10 protein-coding genes and 1 riboswitch are annotated in these 13,774 nt (G+C 74.2%); of the genes, 9 read left to right on the top strand and 1 reads right to left on the bottom strand.

Features of this window, described 5'->3' with window-relative positions; translation table 11 throughout:
• Positions 1–45: 45 nt before the first annotated feature.
• A complete protein-coding gene (locus IE94_RS0117105; RefSeq protein WP_030184808.1) occupies positions 46–768 on the bottom strand; it encodes a class II aldolase/adducin family protein in 723 nt (240 codons plus the stop codon).
• A gap of 224 nt (positions 769–992) precedes the next feature.
• On the opposite strand from IE94_RS0117105, the gene pitH reads away from it, so the two are divergent.
• From pitH to cobI, 9 genes are all read left to right on the top strand, one after another.
• Positions 993–2,255 carry a low-affinity phosphate transporter PitH gene (gene pitH, locus IE94_RS0117100; protein WP_030184806.1) on the top strand — a complete coding sequence of 421 codons (1,263 nt, stop codon included), beginning with the start codon at positions 993–995 and terminating at the stop codon, positions 2,253–2,255.
• A gap of 34 nt (positions 2,256–2,289) precedes the next feature.
• Positions 2,290–2,511, top strand: a complete 222-nt coding sequence (locus IE94_RS0117095; protein WP_030184804.1) for a hypothetical protein — start codon at positions 2,290–2,292, stop codon at positions 2,509–2,511.
• A 151-nt stretch (positions 2,512–2,662) separates the two neighbouring features.
• Positions 2,663–2,808, top strand: a riboswitch (cobalamin riboswitch).
• Positions 2,809–2,912: 104 nt separating this feature from the next.
• On the top strand, positions 2,913–3,878 hold the full coding sequence (locus tag IE94_RS0117090) for a cobalamin biosynthesis protein (RefSeq protein WP_030184801.1): 966 nt from the start codon (positions 2,913–2,915) through the stop codon (positions 3,876–3,878).
• Positions 3,875–5,383, top strand: a complete 1,509-nt coding sequence (locus IE94_RS0117085) for a cobyric acid synthase (protein WP_030184800.1) — start codon at positions 3,875–3,877, stop codon at positions 5,381–5,383. The genes IE94_RS0117090 and IE94_RS0117085 overlap by 4 nt, the downstream gene beginning before the upstream one ends.
• Positions 5,380–9,033, top strand: a complete 3,654-nt coding sequence (gene cobN, locus IE94_RS0117080) for a cobaltochelatase subunit CobN (protein WP_030184798.1) — start codon at positions 5,380–5,382, stop codon at positions 9,031–9,033. The genes IE94_RS0117085 and cobN overlap by 4 nt, the downstream gene beginning before the upstream one ends.
• The gene (locus IE94_RS0117075; protein ID WP_030184796.1) at positions 9,030–11,057 is read left to right on the top strand and encodes a putative cobaltochelatase; all 2,028 of its coding nucleotides are present in this window, start codon (positions 9,030–9,032) and stop codon (positions 11,055–11,057) included. Before cobN ends, IE94_RS0117075 begins: the two co-directional genes overlap by 4 nt.
• The gene (gene cobO / locus IE94_RS0117070; RefSeq protein WP_030184795.1) at positions 11,057–11,656 is read left to right on the top strand and encodes a cob(I)yrinic acid a,c-diamide adenosyltransferase; all 600 of its coding nucleotides are present in this window, start codon (positions 11,057–11,059) and stop codon (positions 11,654–11,656) included. Before IE94_RS0117075 ends, cobO begins: the two co-directional genes overlap by 1 nt.
• Entirely contained in the window at positions 11,653–13,023 is a 1,371-nt protein-coding gene (locus IE94_RS0117065) for a cobyrinic acid a,c-diamide synthase CobB (protein ID WP_037922858.1), read from the top strand. The genes cobO and IE94_RS0117065 overlap by 4 nt, the downstream gene beginning before the upstream one ends.
• Positions 13,020–13,769: a precorrin-2 C(20)-methyltransferase gene (cobI, locus tag IE94_RS0117060; protein WP_030184793.1), complete on the top strand. Its 750-nt coding sequence runs from the start codon at positions 13,020–13,022 to the stop codon at positions 13,767–13,769. The genes IE94_RS0117065 and cobI overlap by 4 nt, the downstream gene beginning before the upstream one ends.
• Positions 13,770–13,774: the final 5 nt, after the last annotated feature.

Below are 13,774 nucleotides of genomic sequence, written 5' to 3'. Positions count from 1 at the left end.
GTCCTGTGGCCGGTACCCGCGCAGCCGCCCGGCACGCATCCCGCGTCAGCCGTGCTGCCCGTATCCCCGGAGGCGTTCGGCCACCTCCGCCAGCTGGTCCGGTGTCAGCAGGGACGGCGAGTGGCCCGGCACCGAGGAGGCGGTCAGCCAGAGGCGGCACATCCACTCGAGCTGGGCGGTGCGGTCGTAGGCCTGGTCGAGGGAGGTGCCGTAGGTGACCGTGCCGTGGTTGCGGAGCAGGCAGCCGGTGCGGTCGGCGAGGGCGTCGAGCATGGCGCGGGCGAGTTCGTCGGTGCCGTAGGCCGCGTAGCGGGCGACCCGGACGGGGCCGCCGAGCGCGGCGGTCATGTAGTGCACCGGCGGGAGTTCGTCGACGAGCAGGGAGACCGCGGTCGCGTGCACGGCGTGGGTGTGGACGACGGCCCGGGCGCCGGGGTCGGCGCGGTACACGGCCAGGTGCATGGGCAGTTCGCTGGTGGGGACCAGCGTGCCGAGCACCCGCCGTCCGGCCAGGTCGACGCCGGTCGCGTCGCCCGGGGTCAGCCGGTCGTAGGGCACACCCGACGGGGTGACCAGGACCGTGTCGCCGACGCGCACCGAGACGTTGCCGGAGGTGCCGACGACCAGCCCGTCGGCCACCGTCCGCCGGGCCGTCGCGACGAGTTCCCCCCAGGCCGACTCCATGGCCGAGTCGGTGGCCGACTCCGTGGCCGAGCCAGTGGCCGACTCCGTGGCCGACTCCGTGGTCCCAGCCCGCGATTGCGTCACAGTCAGCCTCTCCTCCGGAGCGCCCGCGCGCCCCTCACGTCCCGTCGCCGAACGGCCTCGCGGTGATCCTGCCAGGGACGTCTCCGGAGAGCACCGGAGCGGGCACGCAGAGGGACGCTCCGACACCGCTTCCGGTCACCGTGATGCCCTGCTCAGTTCATCTTCCGTTCACCCTGGTTACCTACGTTCGTCGCGCCAACGACCTCGAACGATTGCCTGGGTAAATGGAAAGCTTCTCGCTGATCCTCGCGATTGTGGTGGTAACCGCACTCGCGTTTGATTTCACGAACGGTTTCCACGACACCGCGAACGCGATGGCAACGACCATTTCGACCGGTGCGCTCAAGCCCAAGGTGGCGGTGGCGATGTCCGCCGTCCTCAACCTTGTAGGCGCCTTCCTCTCCGTGGAGGTCGCCAACACGATCTCCAAAGGTCTCGTCGACGAGACCGGCATCCGTCCCGAGGTCATCTTCGCCGCCCTGGTCGGCGCGATCCTCTGGAACCTGCTGACCTGGCTGGTCGGGCTCCCCTCCAGCTCCTCCCACGCCCTGCTGGGCGGCCTGATCGGTGCCGCCGTCGCCTCGGCCGGCATCGGCGCGGTCAACGGCGACGTGCTCGTCACCAAGGTGCTCCTCCCGGCGGTCGCCGCGCCCATCGTGGCCGGGGTCGCGGCGATGCTCGCGTCCCGGCTGACGTACACGCTGGGCCGCAAGGCCGACGGCAAGGCCGCCGCGAAGGGCTACCGGGCCGGTCAGATCGCCTCCGCCGGTCTGGTCTCGCTGGCCCACGGCACCAACGACGCCCAGAAGACCATGGGCATCATCACCCTCGCCCTGATCGCGGGCGGCTCCCTCGCCCCCGACTCCGACCCGCCCGTGTGGGTCATCCTGAGCGCGGGTCTGGCCATCGCGCTCGGCACCTACCTGGGCGGCTGGCGCATCATCCGCACCATGGGCAAGGGCCTGACCGACCTCCAGCCCCAGCAGGGCTTCGCCGCCCAGACCAGTGCCGCCACGGTCATCCTGGCCTCCTCCCACCTCGGCTTCTCCCTGTCCACCACGCACTCGGTCTCCGGCGCGGTGATGGGCGCGGGCCTCGGCCGCAAGGGCGGCGTGGTCCGCTGGTCCACGGCCACCCGGATGTTCGTCGCCTGGGGCCTGACGCTGCCGGCCGCGGCCGTGGTCGCCGCGCTCGCCGAGTGGATCTGCCGCCTCGGCGACTGGGGCACGGCACTCGTCGCGGTGATCCTGATCGCGTCCAGCTTCGCCATCTGGCGGATCTCCCGCCGCGAGGTCGTCGACCACACCAACGTCGTCGACGACGACACGGCGGGCGCCCAGGAGCCGGAGCCGGCCGGTGTGGTCACCACGGCGATGGCCGCCGTGTCCCCGCCCCCGGCGGGCGTGACCGAGGACCTGGCGGCCACCCTCCCGGCCCCCGCCGCCACCCCCGACCCCAAGGCCCCCTCGGCCGCCACCACCGTCTGAGCCCGCGTCCCGGGTACGAAGGAAGCGAACCTCCATGAGCATCGACTGGGCAGCCCTCGGCTCCGTCTTCGGCGTCAGCCTCGTGGTCACGGTGACCCTGGTGGGCCTGTTCACCCTCGGCATCGTCGGCCTCTCCCGCCAGGAGCGGGCCACCGCCGAGGGCGGCTCCGCGACCCTCGCGGTCACCGGCGCGTACGCGTGCTTCGCGGCCTGCACGGCGGCGGTGGCGTACGGGATCTATCTGATCGTCGCCTGAGCCTCGCCCGGGCCACGGGCGTATACGCCGGGGCGGGGCGTGGAACGGACTCGAACCGTTCCGCGCCCCGCCCCTTCGCGCGCCCGGCGCACACCACTCGTGTGTGGGCCTTCGCACACTCCCCCGTCGCAGGTCAACGCCAGGTTGACGGGTGTTCGCGGGGCGTGGTGGACTTCCGGGGCCATCTACGGCGGCAGGAGAGGAAGCCCGGTGCGAATCCGGCGCGGTCCCGCCACTGTGACCGGGGAACAGGAAGCCCCGGGAGCCAGGAACTCTCACCGCCGGACTCTTCGAACCAGGGCGTGGACACCCTGAGTGAGGACATGACGCGATGCCCGGCTGCCGCCACCGCTCGACACCCCGTGCCAGGTGCTTCCCCGACCGTGTGACCGGCTGAGCCCATGCCTGCCGGACGCGTCTTCGCGTACGGCGCCGCCGCCGGCCTCCTCGGTGACCTGCTCCTCGGCGATCCTCGCCGCGGACACCCGGTCGCCGCGTTCGGCCGTGCCGCGGGCGCCGTGGAACGGGTGCTGTGGCGGGACCACCGGGGGTGGGGCGCCCTGCACACCGGTGTGTGCGCCGGTGGCGCCGCCGCCCTCGGTGCGGCCGCCACGCACGCCGTACGCCACTCCCCCGCCGCCCGCGTCGCGCTGACCGGCGCGGCCACCTGGGCCGTGGTCGGCGGCACCTCGCTCGCCCGCGAGGCCGGTGCGATCGGCCGGGCCCTGGAGGCCGGGGACGTCGAGGCGGCGCGGGCGCGGCTGCCGCACCTGTGCGGGCGGGACCCGCAGGCGCTGGACGCCGACGGGATCGCCCGGGCCGTCGTGGAGTCCGTCGCGGAGAACACCTCGGACGCGGTCGTGGGCGCCCTGGTGTGGGGCGCCGTGGCGGGCGTGCCCGGGCTGCTCGGCTTCCGGGCCGTCAACACGCTGGACGCCATGGTCGGCCACAAGTCGCCCAGGTACCGCCGCTACGGCTGGGCCTCCGCCCGCCTGGACGATCTCGTGGGCTGGCCGGGCGCCCGCCTCACCGCCGTCCTGACCACCGTGGCCGGGGGCGATCCGCGGGGCGCCGCAGGGGCCTGGCGCGCGGACGCCGCACAGCATCCGAGCCCCAACGCGGGGCCCGTGGAGGCCTCGTTCGCGGGCGCCCTGGGCCTGCGGCTCGGCGGGACGCTCTCCTACGGCGGGCGCGTCGAGCACCGGCCCGTCCTCAACGGCGCCGCGGGACGCCCGGTACGGGCCGGTTGCGGCGACATCGACCGGGCCGTACGGCTGTCCCGGCGCGTGGGCTGGCTGGCGCTGGGCGTGTGCGCGGGCGCACGGCTGCTCGCGCGCGGCATCGTCAGGAAGGGACGTACGTCATGAACGGTGGCCTGCTCGTCGCCGGCACCACCTCCGACGCCGGCAAGAGCGTCGTCACCGCCGGGATCTGCCGTTGGCTGGTGCGGCAGGGCGTGAAGGTGGCGCCGTTCAAGGCGCAGAACATGTCCCTCAACTCGTACGTGACCCGCGAGGGCGCGGAGATCGGGCGGGCCCAGGCCATGCAGGCCCAGGCCTGCCGGGTGGAGCCGACCGCGCACATGAACCCCGTGCTGCTCAAGCCCGGCGGGGAGCGCAGCAGCCAGGTCGTGCTGCTCGGCAGGCCCGTCGGCGAGATGAGCGCGCGCGGCTACCACGGCGGGCGTCAGCAGCGGCTGCTCGGCACGGTGCTCGACTCGCTCGCCGAACTCCGCGCCTCCTACGACGCGGTGATCTGCGAGGGCGCGGGCAGCCCGGCCGAGATCAATCTGCGCCGCACCGACATCGTGAACATGGGGATCGCCCGGGGTGCCGGACTGCCGGTCCTGGTCGTCGGCGACATCGACCGCGGGGGCGTCTTCGCCTCCTTCTTCGGCACGGTGGCGCTGCTGGCGCCCGAGGACCAGGCGCTGGTCGCCGGGTTCCTCGTGAACAAGTTCCGCGGTGACGTGTCGCTGCTGGAGCCGGGCCTGGACATGCTGCACGGGCTCACCGGCCGGCGGACGTACGGCGTGCTGCCCTTCCGGCACGGCCTCGGCATCGACGAGGAGGACGGGCTGCGCGTCTCGCTGCGCGGCACCGTGCGGGAGTCCGTCGTCGCCCCGCCGGTCGGCGCGGACGTGCTGCGGGTCGCGGTCTGCGCGGTCCCGCTGATGTCCAACTTCACGGACGTGGACGCCCTGGCCGCCGAGCCGGGGGTCGTGGTGCGGTTCGTGGACCGGCCGGAGGAACTCGCCGACGCGGACCTGGTGATCGTGCCGGGAACGCGCGGGACGGTGCGGGCGCTTCGGTGGCTGCGGGAGCGGGGGCTCGCGGAGGCGATCGCCCGCAGGGCCGCCGAGCAGCGGCCCGTGCTCGGCGTCTGCGGCGGTTTCCAGCTCCTCGGCGAGCACATCGAGGACGAGGTCGAGTCCCGCGCCGGTCACGTGGACGGGCTCGGACTGCTGCCCGTGCGGGTGCGGTTCGCCCGCGAGAAGACCCTCGCCCGGCCGGTGGGCGAGGCCCTCGGTGAGCGTGTCGAGGGGTACGAGATCCACCACGGGGTCGCCGAGGCGACCGGCGGGGAGCCCTTCCTGGACGGCTGCCGGGTCGGCCGGACCTGGGGCACCCACTGGCACGGTTCGCTGGAGTCGGACGGCTTCCGGCGGGCGTTCCTGCGCGAGGTGGCCGCCGCCGCGGGCCGCCGCTTCGTGCCGGCCCCCGACACGTCGTTCGCCGCGCTGCGCGAGGAGCAGCTCGACCGGCTCGGCGACCTGATCGAACACCACGCGGACACCGACGCGCTGTGGCGGCTCATCGAGTCCGGCGCGCCGCAAGGACTGCCCTTCATCCCACCGGGAGCGCCCGCATGAGCACTGTGCTGTTGTTGTCGACCGCCGACACGGACCTGCTGGCGGCCCGCGCCTCGGACGCCGCCTATCGGATCGGCAACCCGACCCGGGTCGACGTCCGGGAGGAGCTGCCGGGCCTGGTCGAGGGCGCGGACCTCGCCGTGGTGCGCCTGCTCGGCGGCAAGCGCGCCTGGGAGGACGGGCTGGCCGCGCTGAGGGCCGCCGGCGTCCCGACCGTCCTGCTGGGCGGCGAGAGCGTGCCGGACGCGGAGCTGATGGCGGAGTCCTCGGTCCCGGCCGGGGTGGTGGCGCAGGCGCTGCGCTACCTGGTCGAGGGCGGCCCGGACAACCTCACCCAGCTCGCCCGGTTCCTGTCGGACACCGTGCTGCTGACCGGCGAGGGCTTCGACGAACCGGAGAGCATGCCGGAGTACGGCGTCCACGGCTCCGGGGCCTTCGTCGAGGGCCGCCCGACGGTCGGCGTGCTCTTCTACCGCGCCCACCAGCTCAGCGGCAACACCGCCTTCGTCGACACGCTGTGCGAGGCGATCGAGGCGCGCGGCGCCAACGCCCTGCCCGTGTACTGCGGTTCGCTGCGCGGCGCGGATGCCGGGCTGTTCGAGCTGCTGGGCCGGACCGACGCCCTCGTCGCCACCGTCCTCGCGGCCGGCGGCACGCACGCCTCGCAGGCCTCGGCGGGCGGTGACGAGGAGGCCTGGGACATCGGGGCGCTGGCCGATCTGAATGTCCCGGTGCTGCAGGGGCTCTGCCTCACCTCCTCCCGGTCCGCCTGGGAGGCCTCCGACGCCGCCCTGTCCCCGATGGACGCGGCGATGCAGGTCGCGATCCCGGAGTTCGACGGTCGCCTGGTCACCGTGCCGTTCTCCTTCAAGGAGCAGGGTCCCGACGAGGTGCCGGTGTACGTCGCCGACCCGGAGCGGGCCGGGCGGGTCGCCGGGATCGCCGTGCGGCACGCGGCGCTCGGGCACAAGGCGAACGCCGACAAGAAGCTCGCGCTGGTCTTCACGGCGTACCCGACCAAGCACTCCCGCGTGGGCAACGCGGTCGGCCTGGACACCCCGGCGTCGGCGGTGCGGGTCCTGGACGCGCTGCGGGAGGCGGGCTACTCGCTCACCGAATACCCCTCCGGCGGCGACGAATTGATCCACCGGCTCATCGAGGCGGGCGGCCACGACGTCGAGTGGCTGACCGAGGACCAGCTCGCCGCCGCGCCCGCGCGGGTGCCGCTGGCCGACTACCGGGCCTGGTTCGAGAAGCTGGACCCCGAGCTGCGGGACGGCATGCGGGAGGCGTGGGGCGAGCCGCCGGGGTCGCTGTACGTCGACGGGGACGACATCGTGCTGGCGTCGCTCCGGTTCGGGAACGTCGTCGTGATGATCCAGCCGCCGCGCGGCTTCGGGGAGAACCCGATCGCGATCTACCACGACCCGGACATGCCGCCGTCGCACCACTACATGGCCGCCTACCGCTGGCTGGACAGCAGCTTCGGCGCCGACGCGATCGTGCACATGGGCAAGCACGGCACCATGGAGTGGCTGCCGGGCAAGGGCCTCGGCCTGAGCGCCGGCTGCGCACCGGACGCCGTACTCGGCGACCTGCCGCTGATCTACCCGTTCATCGTCAACGACCCCGGCGAGGGCACCCAGGCCAAGCGGCGCGGCCACGCCACGGTGGTCGACCACCTCGTCCCGCCCATGGCGCGCGCCGACACCTACGGCGACCTGGCCAAGCTGGAGCAGCTGCTCGACGAGTACGCGCTCGTCTCCGACCTGGACCCGACGAAGGCGCCGGCGGTCCGGGCGCAGATCTGGACGCTGGTCAAGGCGGCCGAGCTCCACCACGACCTGCACGTCGACGACCAGCCGGACGACGACGACTTCGACGCGTTCGTCATGCACATCGACGGCTACCTGTGCGAGATCAAGGACGTGCAGATCCGCGACGGACTGCACGTCCTGGGCGGCGGCCCGGTCGGCGAGCCGCGCGTCAACCTGGTCCTCGCGGTGCTGCGCGCCTCGCAGGTGTGGGGCGGGCGGGCGAACGCCCTGCCGGGCCTGCGGGCCTGTCTGGCCGCGCACTTCGGCCTGGTGGAGAAGGAGCTGCTGGCCGAGCCGGGCGCCCCGGTGAAGTCGCCGGTGGAGCTGACGGACCTGGTGGACGGCCCGGCGCGGTCGGCGGCCGACGCGATCGACCTGCTGGAGCAGCTGTGCCGGCGGTTCGCGCAGGGCATGGAGTCCCGGGGCTGGGACGTCACCGCCGTACCGGGTCTGGTGCGCGACGTGCTGGGCACCGAACTCCCCGACGCGGTCGCGGTGCTGGAGTTCGCCTGCGCGGAGGTCGTACCGCGCCTCGCCCGGACCACGGACGAGATCGGGCACATCCTGCGGGCCCTGGACGGCGGCTACGTGCCCGCCGGACCGTCGGGCTCCCCGACCCGCGGGCTGGTCAACGTCCTGCCGACCGGCCGGAACTTCTACTCCGTCGACCCGAAGGCGATCCCCTCCCGGCTGAGCTGGGAGGTCGGGCAGTCGCTGGCGGACTCACTGATCCAGCGGTACCTGGACGACACGGGCGAGTACCCGAGGTCCGTCGGCCTCACCGTCTGGGGCACGTCCGCGATGCGCACCCAGGGTGACGACATCGCGGAGATCCTGGCCCTGCTGGGGTGCCGTCCGGTGTGGGACGACGCCTCGCGCCGGGTGACGGGCTTCGAGGTGGTGCCGGTCGAGGAGCTGGGCCGGCCCCGGGTCGACGTCACGGTGCGCATCTCGGGCTTCTTCCGGGACGCCTTCCCGCATGTGGTGGGGCTGGTCGACGACGCGGTGCGGGCGGTGGCGGAGCTGGACGAGCCCGCCTCGCAGAACTTCGTCCGCGCGCACGCCGACGAGGACACCGCCGAGCACGGCGACCGGCGCCGGGCCACCTCCCGCATCTTCGGCTCCAAGCCGGGCGCGTACGGCGCGGGCCTGCTCCCGCTGATCGACGCCCGCAACTGGCGCAGCGACGCGGACCTCGCCGAGGTGTACGCGGTGTGGGGCGGCTACGCCTACGGGCGGGGGCTCGACGGGCGGGCGGCGCGCGGGGACATGGAGACGGCGTTCCGGCGGATCGCGGTGGCGGCGAAGAACGTGGACACGAGGGAGCACGACCTCGTGGACGCCGACGACTACTTCCAGTACCACGGCGGCATGGTGGCGATGGTGCGCCACCTCACCGGGGAGTCCCCGGAGGCGTACGTCGGTGACTCCGCCACTCCGGACCAGGTGAAGACACGCACGCTGGGCGAGGAGACGCACAGGGTCTTCCGGGCCCGGGTGGTCAACCCCCGCTGGATGGCGGCGATGCGACGGCACGGCTACAAGGGTGCTTTCGAGATGGCGGCCACCGTGGACTACCTCTTCGGGTACGACGCCACGGCCGGGGTGGTGGACGACTGGATGTACGAGCGGCTCAGCGCCGAGTACGTCTTCGACCCGGAGAACCGGGACTTCATGAAGAAGTCCAACCCCTGGGCGCTGCGCGGCATCACGGAGCGGCTGCTGGAGGCCGCGGACCGGGGCCTGTGGGCGGAGCCGGACGCGGAGACGCTGGACCGGCTCCGGGCGACCTATCTGGAGCTCGAAGGCGACTTGGAGGGCGACGACAAGTGAGTACCCCGTTCCCGTTCACGGCCGTCGTGGGTCAGGACGACCTGCGGCTCGCGCTGCTGCTGAACGCCGTCTCCCCGGCCGTCGGCGGTGTGCTGGTCCGTGGTGAGAAGGGCACCGCCAAGTCCACCGCCGTGCGGGCGCTGTCGGCGCTGCTCCCGGAGGTGGACGTCGTCTCCGGGTGCCGTTTCTCCTGCGATCCCGACTCTCCCGACCCGGGCTGCCCGGACGGCCCGCACGAGCCGGGCGCCTTCGCCTCGCGCCCCGCGCGGATGGTCGAGCTGCCCGTCGGTGCCTCCGAGGACCGGCTGGTGGGCGCCCTCGACATCGAGCGGGCGCTGGCGGAGGGCGTCAAGGCCTTCGAGCCGGGACTGCTGGCCGACGCGCACCGGGGGATCCTGTACGTCGACGAGGTCAACCTGCTCCACGACCACCTGGTGGACCTGTTGCTGGACGCCGCCGCGATGGGTGCCTCCTACGTCGAGCGCGAGGGCGTCTCCGTGCGGCACGCCGCGCGGTTCCTGCTGGTCGGGACCATGAACCCCGAAGAGGGCGAGCTGCGCCCGCAGTTGCTGGACCGCTTCGGCCTCACCGTCGAGGTCGCCGCCTCGCGCGAGCCCGACCAGCGCGTGGAGGTCGTACGGCGCCGGCTGGCGTACGACGACGACCCGGCGGGTTTCGCGGCGCGCTGGGCCGACGAGGAGGCCGCCGTACGGGCGCGGATCGTGGCGGCGCGCAAGCTGCTGCCGTCGGTGCGGCTGGGCGACGGGGCGCTGCGGCAGATCGCGGCGACCTGCGCGGCCTTCGAGGTGGACGGCATGCGGGCCGACATCGTGATGGCCCGTACGGCGACCGCGCTGGCGGCGTGGGCCGGGCGGACGGAGGTGCTCGCGGAGGACGTGCGGCAGGCGGCGCTGCTGGCGCTCCCCCACCGGCGGCGGCGCAATCCCTTCGACGCGCCGGGGCTGGACGAGGACAAGCTGGACGAGACGCTGGAGGAGTTCGGCGGGCCGGACGAGGGCGACGGCGACGGCGACGACGATCCGGACCCCGGTCCCGGTGGCGGCCCCGGCGGTCAGCCGGAGCCCGACGACGCGCCGCGGGGCGAGGGGGACGCGGCCGCGCGACCCGAGGCCGGGGAGGGCGGTGAGCCGCAGGCCGGCGCGGGTGGTGCGGGTGAGCAGTCTCCCGCGCGTGCCGCCGAGCCGTTCCGGACCAAGGTGCTCAGCGTCCCGGGGCTCGGCGAGGGTGCCGCCGGGCGCCGTTCGCGGGCGCGGACCGAGCACGGGCGGACCATCGGGGCCCGGCGGCCGAGGGGGGCGCTGACCAAGCTGCACCTGGCGGCCACCGTGCAGGCCGCCGCCCCGCACCAGCGGGCGCGGGGGCGCAGCGGGCCCGGTCTCGTGGTGCGCCGGGACGATCTGCGGCAGGCGATGCGGGAGGGGCGCGAGGGCAACCTCGTCCTCTTCGTCGTCGACGCCTCGGGGTCGATGGCCGCGCGGCAGCGGATGGGCGCCGTGAAGGGAGCCGTGCTGTCGCTGCTGCTGGACGCGTACCAGCGGCGGGACAAGGTGGGGCTGGTGACCTTCCGGGGTGCGGCCGCCGAGGTCGCCCTGCCGCCGACCTCGTCGGTGGACGCGGCCGCGGTGCGGCTGGAGTCGCTGCCGACGGGCGGGCGTACGCCGCTCGCGGCCGGGCTGCTCAAGGCGCACGAGGTGCTGCGGGTGGAGCGGCTGCGGGATCCGGCGCGGCGGGCGCTGGTCGTGGTGGTGACGGACGGGCGGGCGACCGGTGGTCCGGAGCCCGTGGCGCTGGCGGGGCGTGCGGCGCGGCTGTTCGCGGCCGAGGGCACCGCTTCGGTGGTCGTGGACTGCGAGTCGGGGCCGGTGCGGCTCGGGCTGGCCGGGCGGCTCGCGGGTGAGCTGGGCGGTACGGCGGTGACGCTGGACGAGCTGCGGGCGGAGTCGATCGCCGGGCTCGTGAAGGACGTGCAGGGCAGCAGGCCGGGCAGCGGGAGGGCCGCGTAATGCCGCAGGGGAAGCCGAGTGCCGTACCGGACGACGGGCTGACGACCCGTCAGCGGCGCAACCGTCCGCTGGTCGTGGTGCACACGGGCGTCGGGAAGGGCAAGTCCACCGCCGCCTTCGGGCTGGCGCTGCGCGCCTGGAACCAGGGGTGGCCGATCGGGGTGTTCCAGTTCGTCAAGTCGGCCAAGTGGAAGGTCGGCGAGGAGAACGCCCTGCGGGTGCTGGGCGCCAGCGGCGAGGGCGGCTCGGTCGACTGGCACAAGATGGGCGAGGGCTGGTCCTGGGTCCAGCGCGACGCGCAGCTGGACAACGAGGAGAAGGCCCGGGAGGGCTGGGAGCAGGTCAAGCGGGACCTGGCCGCCGAGACGTACAAGCTGTACGTGCTGGACGAGTTCGCCTATCCGATGCACTGGGGTTGGGTCGACACCGACGAGGTCGTGTCCGTGCTGCGCGCGCGGCCGGGGACCCAGCACGTGGTGATCACCGGGCGGAACGCGCCCGCCGCGCTGGTGGAGTGCGCCGACCTCGTCACCGACATGTCCAAGGTCAAGCATCCGATGGACGCGGGGCAGAAGGGGCAGAGGGGCATCGAGTGGTGACCTCCCCGGATTCCGGTGTTCCTCGGCTGGTCGTCGCCGCGCCCTCGTCCGGGAGCGGCAAGACCACCGTCGCCACCGGGCTGATGGCCGCGCTCGCCGGGCGCGGGCTCGCCGTGTCCCCGCACAAGGTCGGGCCGGACTACATCGACCCCGGCTACCACGCGCTCGCCACGGGACGGGTGGGGCGCAACCTCGACGCGTACCTGTGCGGGACCGAGCTGGTCGGACCGCTGTTCCTGCACGGGGCGCGCGGGTGCGACATCGCCGTGGTCGAGGGGGTGATGGGCCTGTACGACGGGGCTGCCGGGGAGGGTGAGCTGGCGTCCACCGCGCAGGTCGCGAAGCTGCTGCGGGCGCCGGTGGTGCTGGTCGTGGACGCGTCGTCGCAGTCGCGGTCGGTGGCGGCGCTGGTGCACGGGTTCGTGTCCTGGGACCCGGAGGTGCGGATCGGCGGCGTGATCCTGAACAAGGTCGCGTCGGACCGGCACGAGGCGTTGCTGCGGGAGGCGGTGGACTCCGTCGGGGTGCCGGTGCTGGGGGTTCTGCGGCGGACCGCGCGGGTCGACGTGCCGTCGCGGCATCTGGGGCTGGTGCCTGTCGCCGAGCGGGGCCCGGAAGCGGTGGACGCCGTGACGGCGATGGGTGCGCAGGTGGCCGCGGGGTGTGACCTGGAGGCGTTGGTCGGGCTGGCGCGGGCTGCCGGGCCGTTGCCGGAGGGCTCCGCCCCCTGGACCCCCGTCCCGACCCGGTCGGTCAAGAAGTCGACGCCACGCGTTGCCGTCGCGGGAGGCGCGGCCTTCACGTTCTCCTACGCCGAGCACACCGAGCTGCTCGCCGCCGCCGGGGCCGAGGTCGTCACGTTCGACCCGTTGCGGGACGAGGAACTGCCCGAGGGCACCCGAGGGCTCGTCATCGGGGGCGGGTTCCCCGAGGTGTACGCCTGCGAGCTGTCCGCCAACGAGGGGCTGCGCAAGTCCGTCGCCGAGCTGGCGCTCGCCGGTGCTCCCGTCGCCGCCGAGTGTGCGGGGCTGCTGTACCTGTGCCGGGAGCTGGACGGGTTGCCGATGTGCGGGGTGCTGGACGCCGCCGCCCGGATGTCGGAGCGGCTGACGCTGGGCTACCGGGACGCCGTGGCCGTGTCCGACAGCGCGCTGGCCGGCGCGGGGACGCGGCTGCGGGGGCACGAGTTCCACCGGACGGTCGTGGAACCGGGGGCCGGGTCGTCGCCGGCGTGGGGGATGCGGGCGCCCGAGCGGCGCGTCGAGGGATTCGTGGAGCGCGGTGTGCACGCGAGCTATCTGCACACGCACTGGGCGGCCGAGCCCGGTGTCGCCCGTCGGTTCGTGGAGAGGTGCCGGACGTCATGAGCAGCAGGCTGATCGGGGTGGGGGTCGGGCCGGGGGACCCCGAGCTGGTGACCGTGAAGGGTGTCAACGCGCTGCGGGACGCCGACGTCGTGGTCGTCCCGGTGATGGGCGGGGCCGACGGAAGCGACGGGGGTGAGCGGGGACGCGCCGAGGCGACCGTGCTGCACTACGTGGGCGGCGAGAAGGTCGTACGGGTCGTGTTCGCGCTGAACGAGCGGACGGACCGGGCACGGCGCGAGGCGGCCTGGGACGTGGCCGGGGAGCGGGTGGCCGGGCTGCTGCGGGAGCACGCCGCCGTCGCCTTCGCGACCATCGGCGATCCCAACGTGTACTCGACCTTCACCTATCTCGCGCAGACCGTCGGCGCGCTGGTGCCGGGCGCCGTCGTGGAGACCGTGCCCGGGATCACCGCCATGCAGGACCTCGCGGCGCGGTCGGGGGCGGTGCTGACCGAGGGCACCGAGCCGTTGACGCTGGTGCCGGTCACGGCGGGGGCCGCCGTGCTCAAGGAGGCGTTGCGCGGGCCGGGCACGGTCGTCGCCTACAAGTTCGGCCGGCAGGCCGCCGAGGTGGCCGAGGCGCTGCGGGAGAGCGGGCGCCTCGACGACGCCGTGTGGGGGTCGGCGCTCGGGCTGCCGGAGGAGTCCGTGCGGCCGGCCGGTGAGCTGGGCGGGGCGCCGCTGCCGTACCTGTCGACGCTCATCGCGCCCGCGCGGCGCGAGGGCGGGCGGGGCGGGAAGCTGTGAGCGCG

Origin of the sequence: Streptomyces violaceorubidus (genome assembly GCF_000717995.1) — a bacterium.
Taxonomy (GTDB): Bacteria; Actinomycetota; Actinomycetes; order Streptomycetales; family Streptomycetaceae; genus Streptomyces; species Streptomyces violaceorubidus.
The sequence above is the reverse complement of the archived record's forward strand: the minus strand, read 5'-3'. Positions and strand labels throughout refer to the sequence as shown.

Excerpts from the sequence above, each read along its gene's own strand:
- IE94_RS0117085 (WP_030184800.1), top strand. The coding sequence starts at position 3,875 with ATGAACGGTGGCCTGCTCGTCGCCGGCACCACCTCCGACGCCGGCAAG.
- IE94_RS0117090 (WP_030184801.1), top strand. The coding sequence starts at position 2,913 with ATGCCTGCCGGACGCGTCTTCGCGTACGGCGCCGCCGCCGGCCTCCTC.
- cobN (WP_030184798.1), top strand. The coding sequence starts at position 5,380 with ATGAGCACTGTGCTGTTGTTGTCGACCGCCGACACGGACCTGCTGGCG.
- cobO (WP_030184795.1), top strand. The coding sequence starts at position 11,057 with ATGCCGCAGGGGAAGCCGAGTGCCGTACCGGACGACGGGCTGACGACC.
- cobI (WP_030184793.1), top strand. The coding sequence starts at position 13,020 with ATGAGCAGCAGGCTGATCGGGGTGGGGGTCGGGCCGGGGGACCCCGAG.
- IE94_RS0117095 (WP_030184804.1), top strand. The coding sequence starts at position 2,290 with ATGAGCATCGACTGGGCAGCCCTCGGCTCCGTCTTCGGCGTCAGCCTC.
- pitH (WP_030184806.1), top strand. The coding sequence starts at position 993 with ATGGAAAGCTTCTCGCTGATCCTCGCGATTGTGGTGGTAACCGCACTC.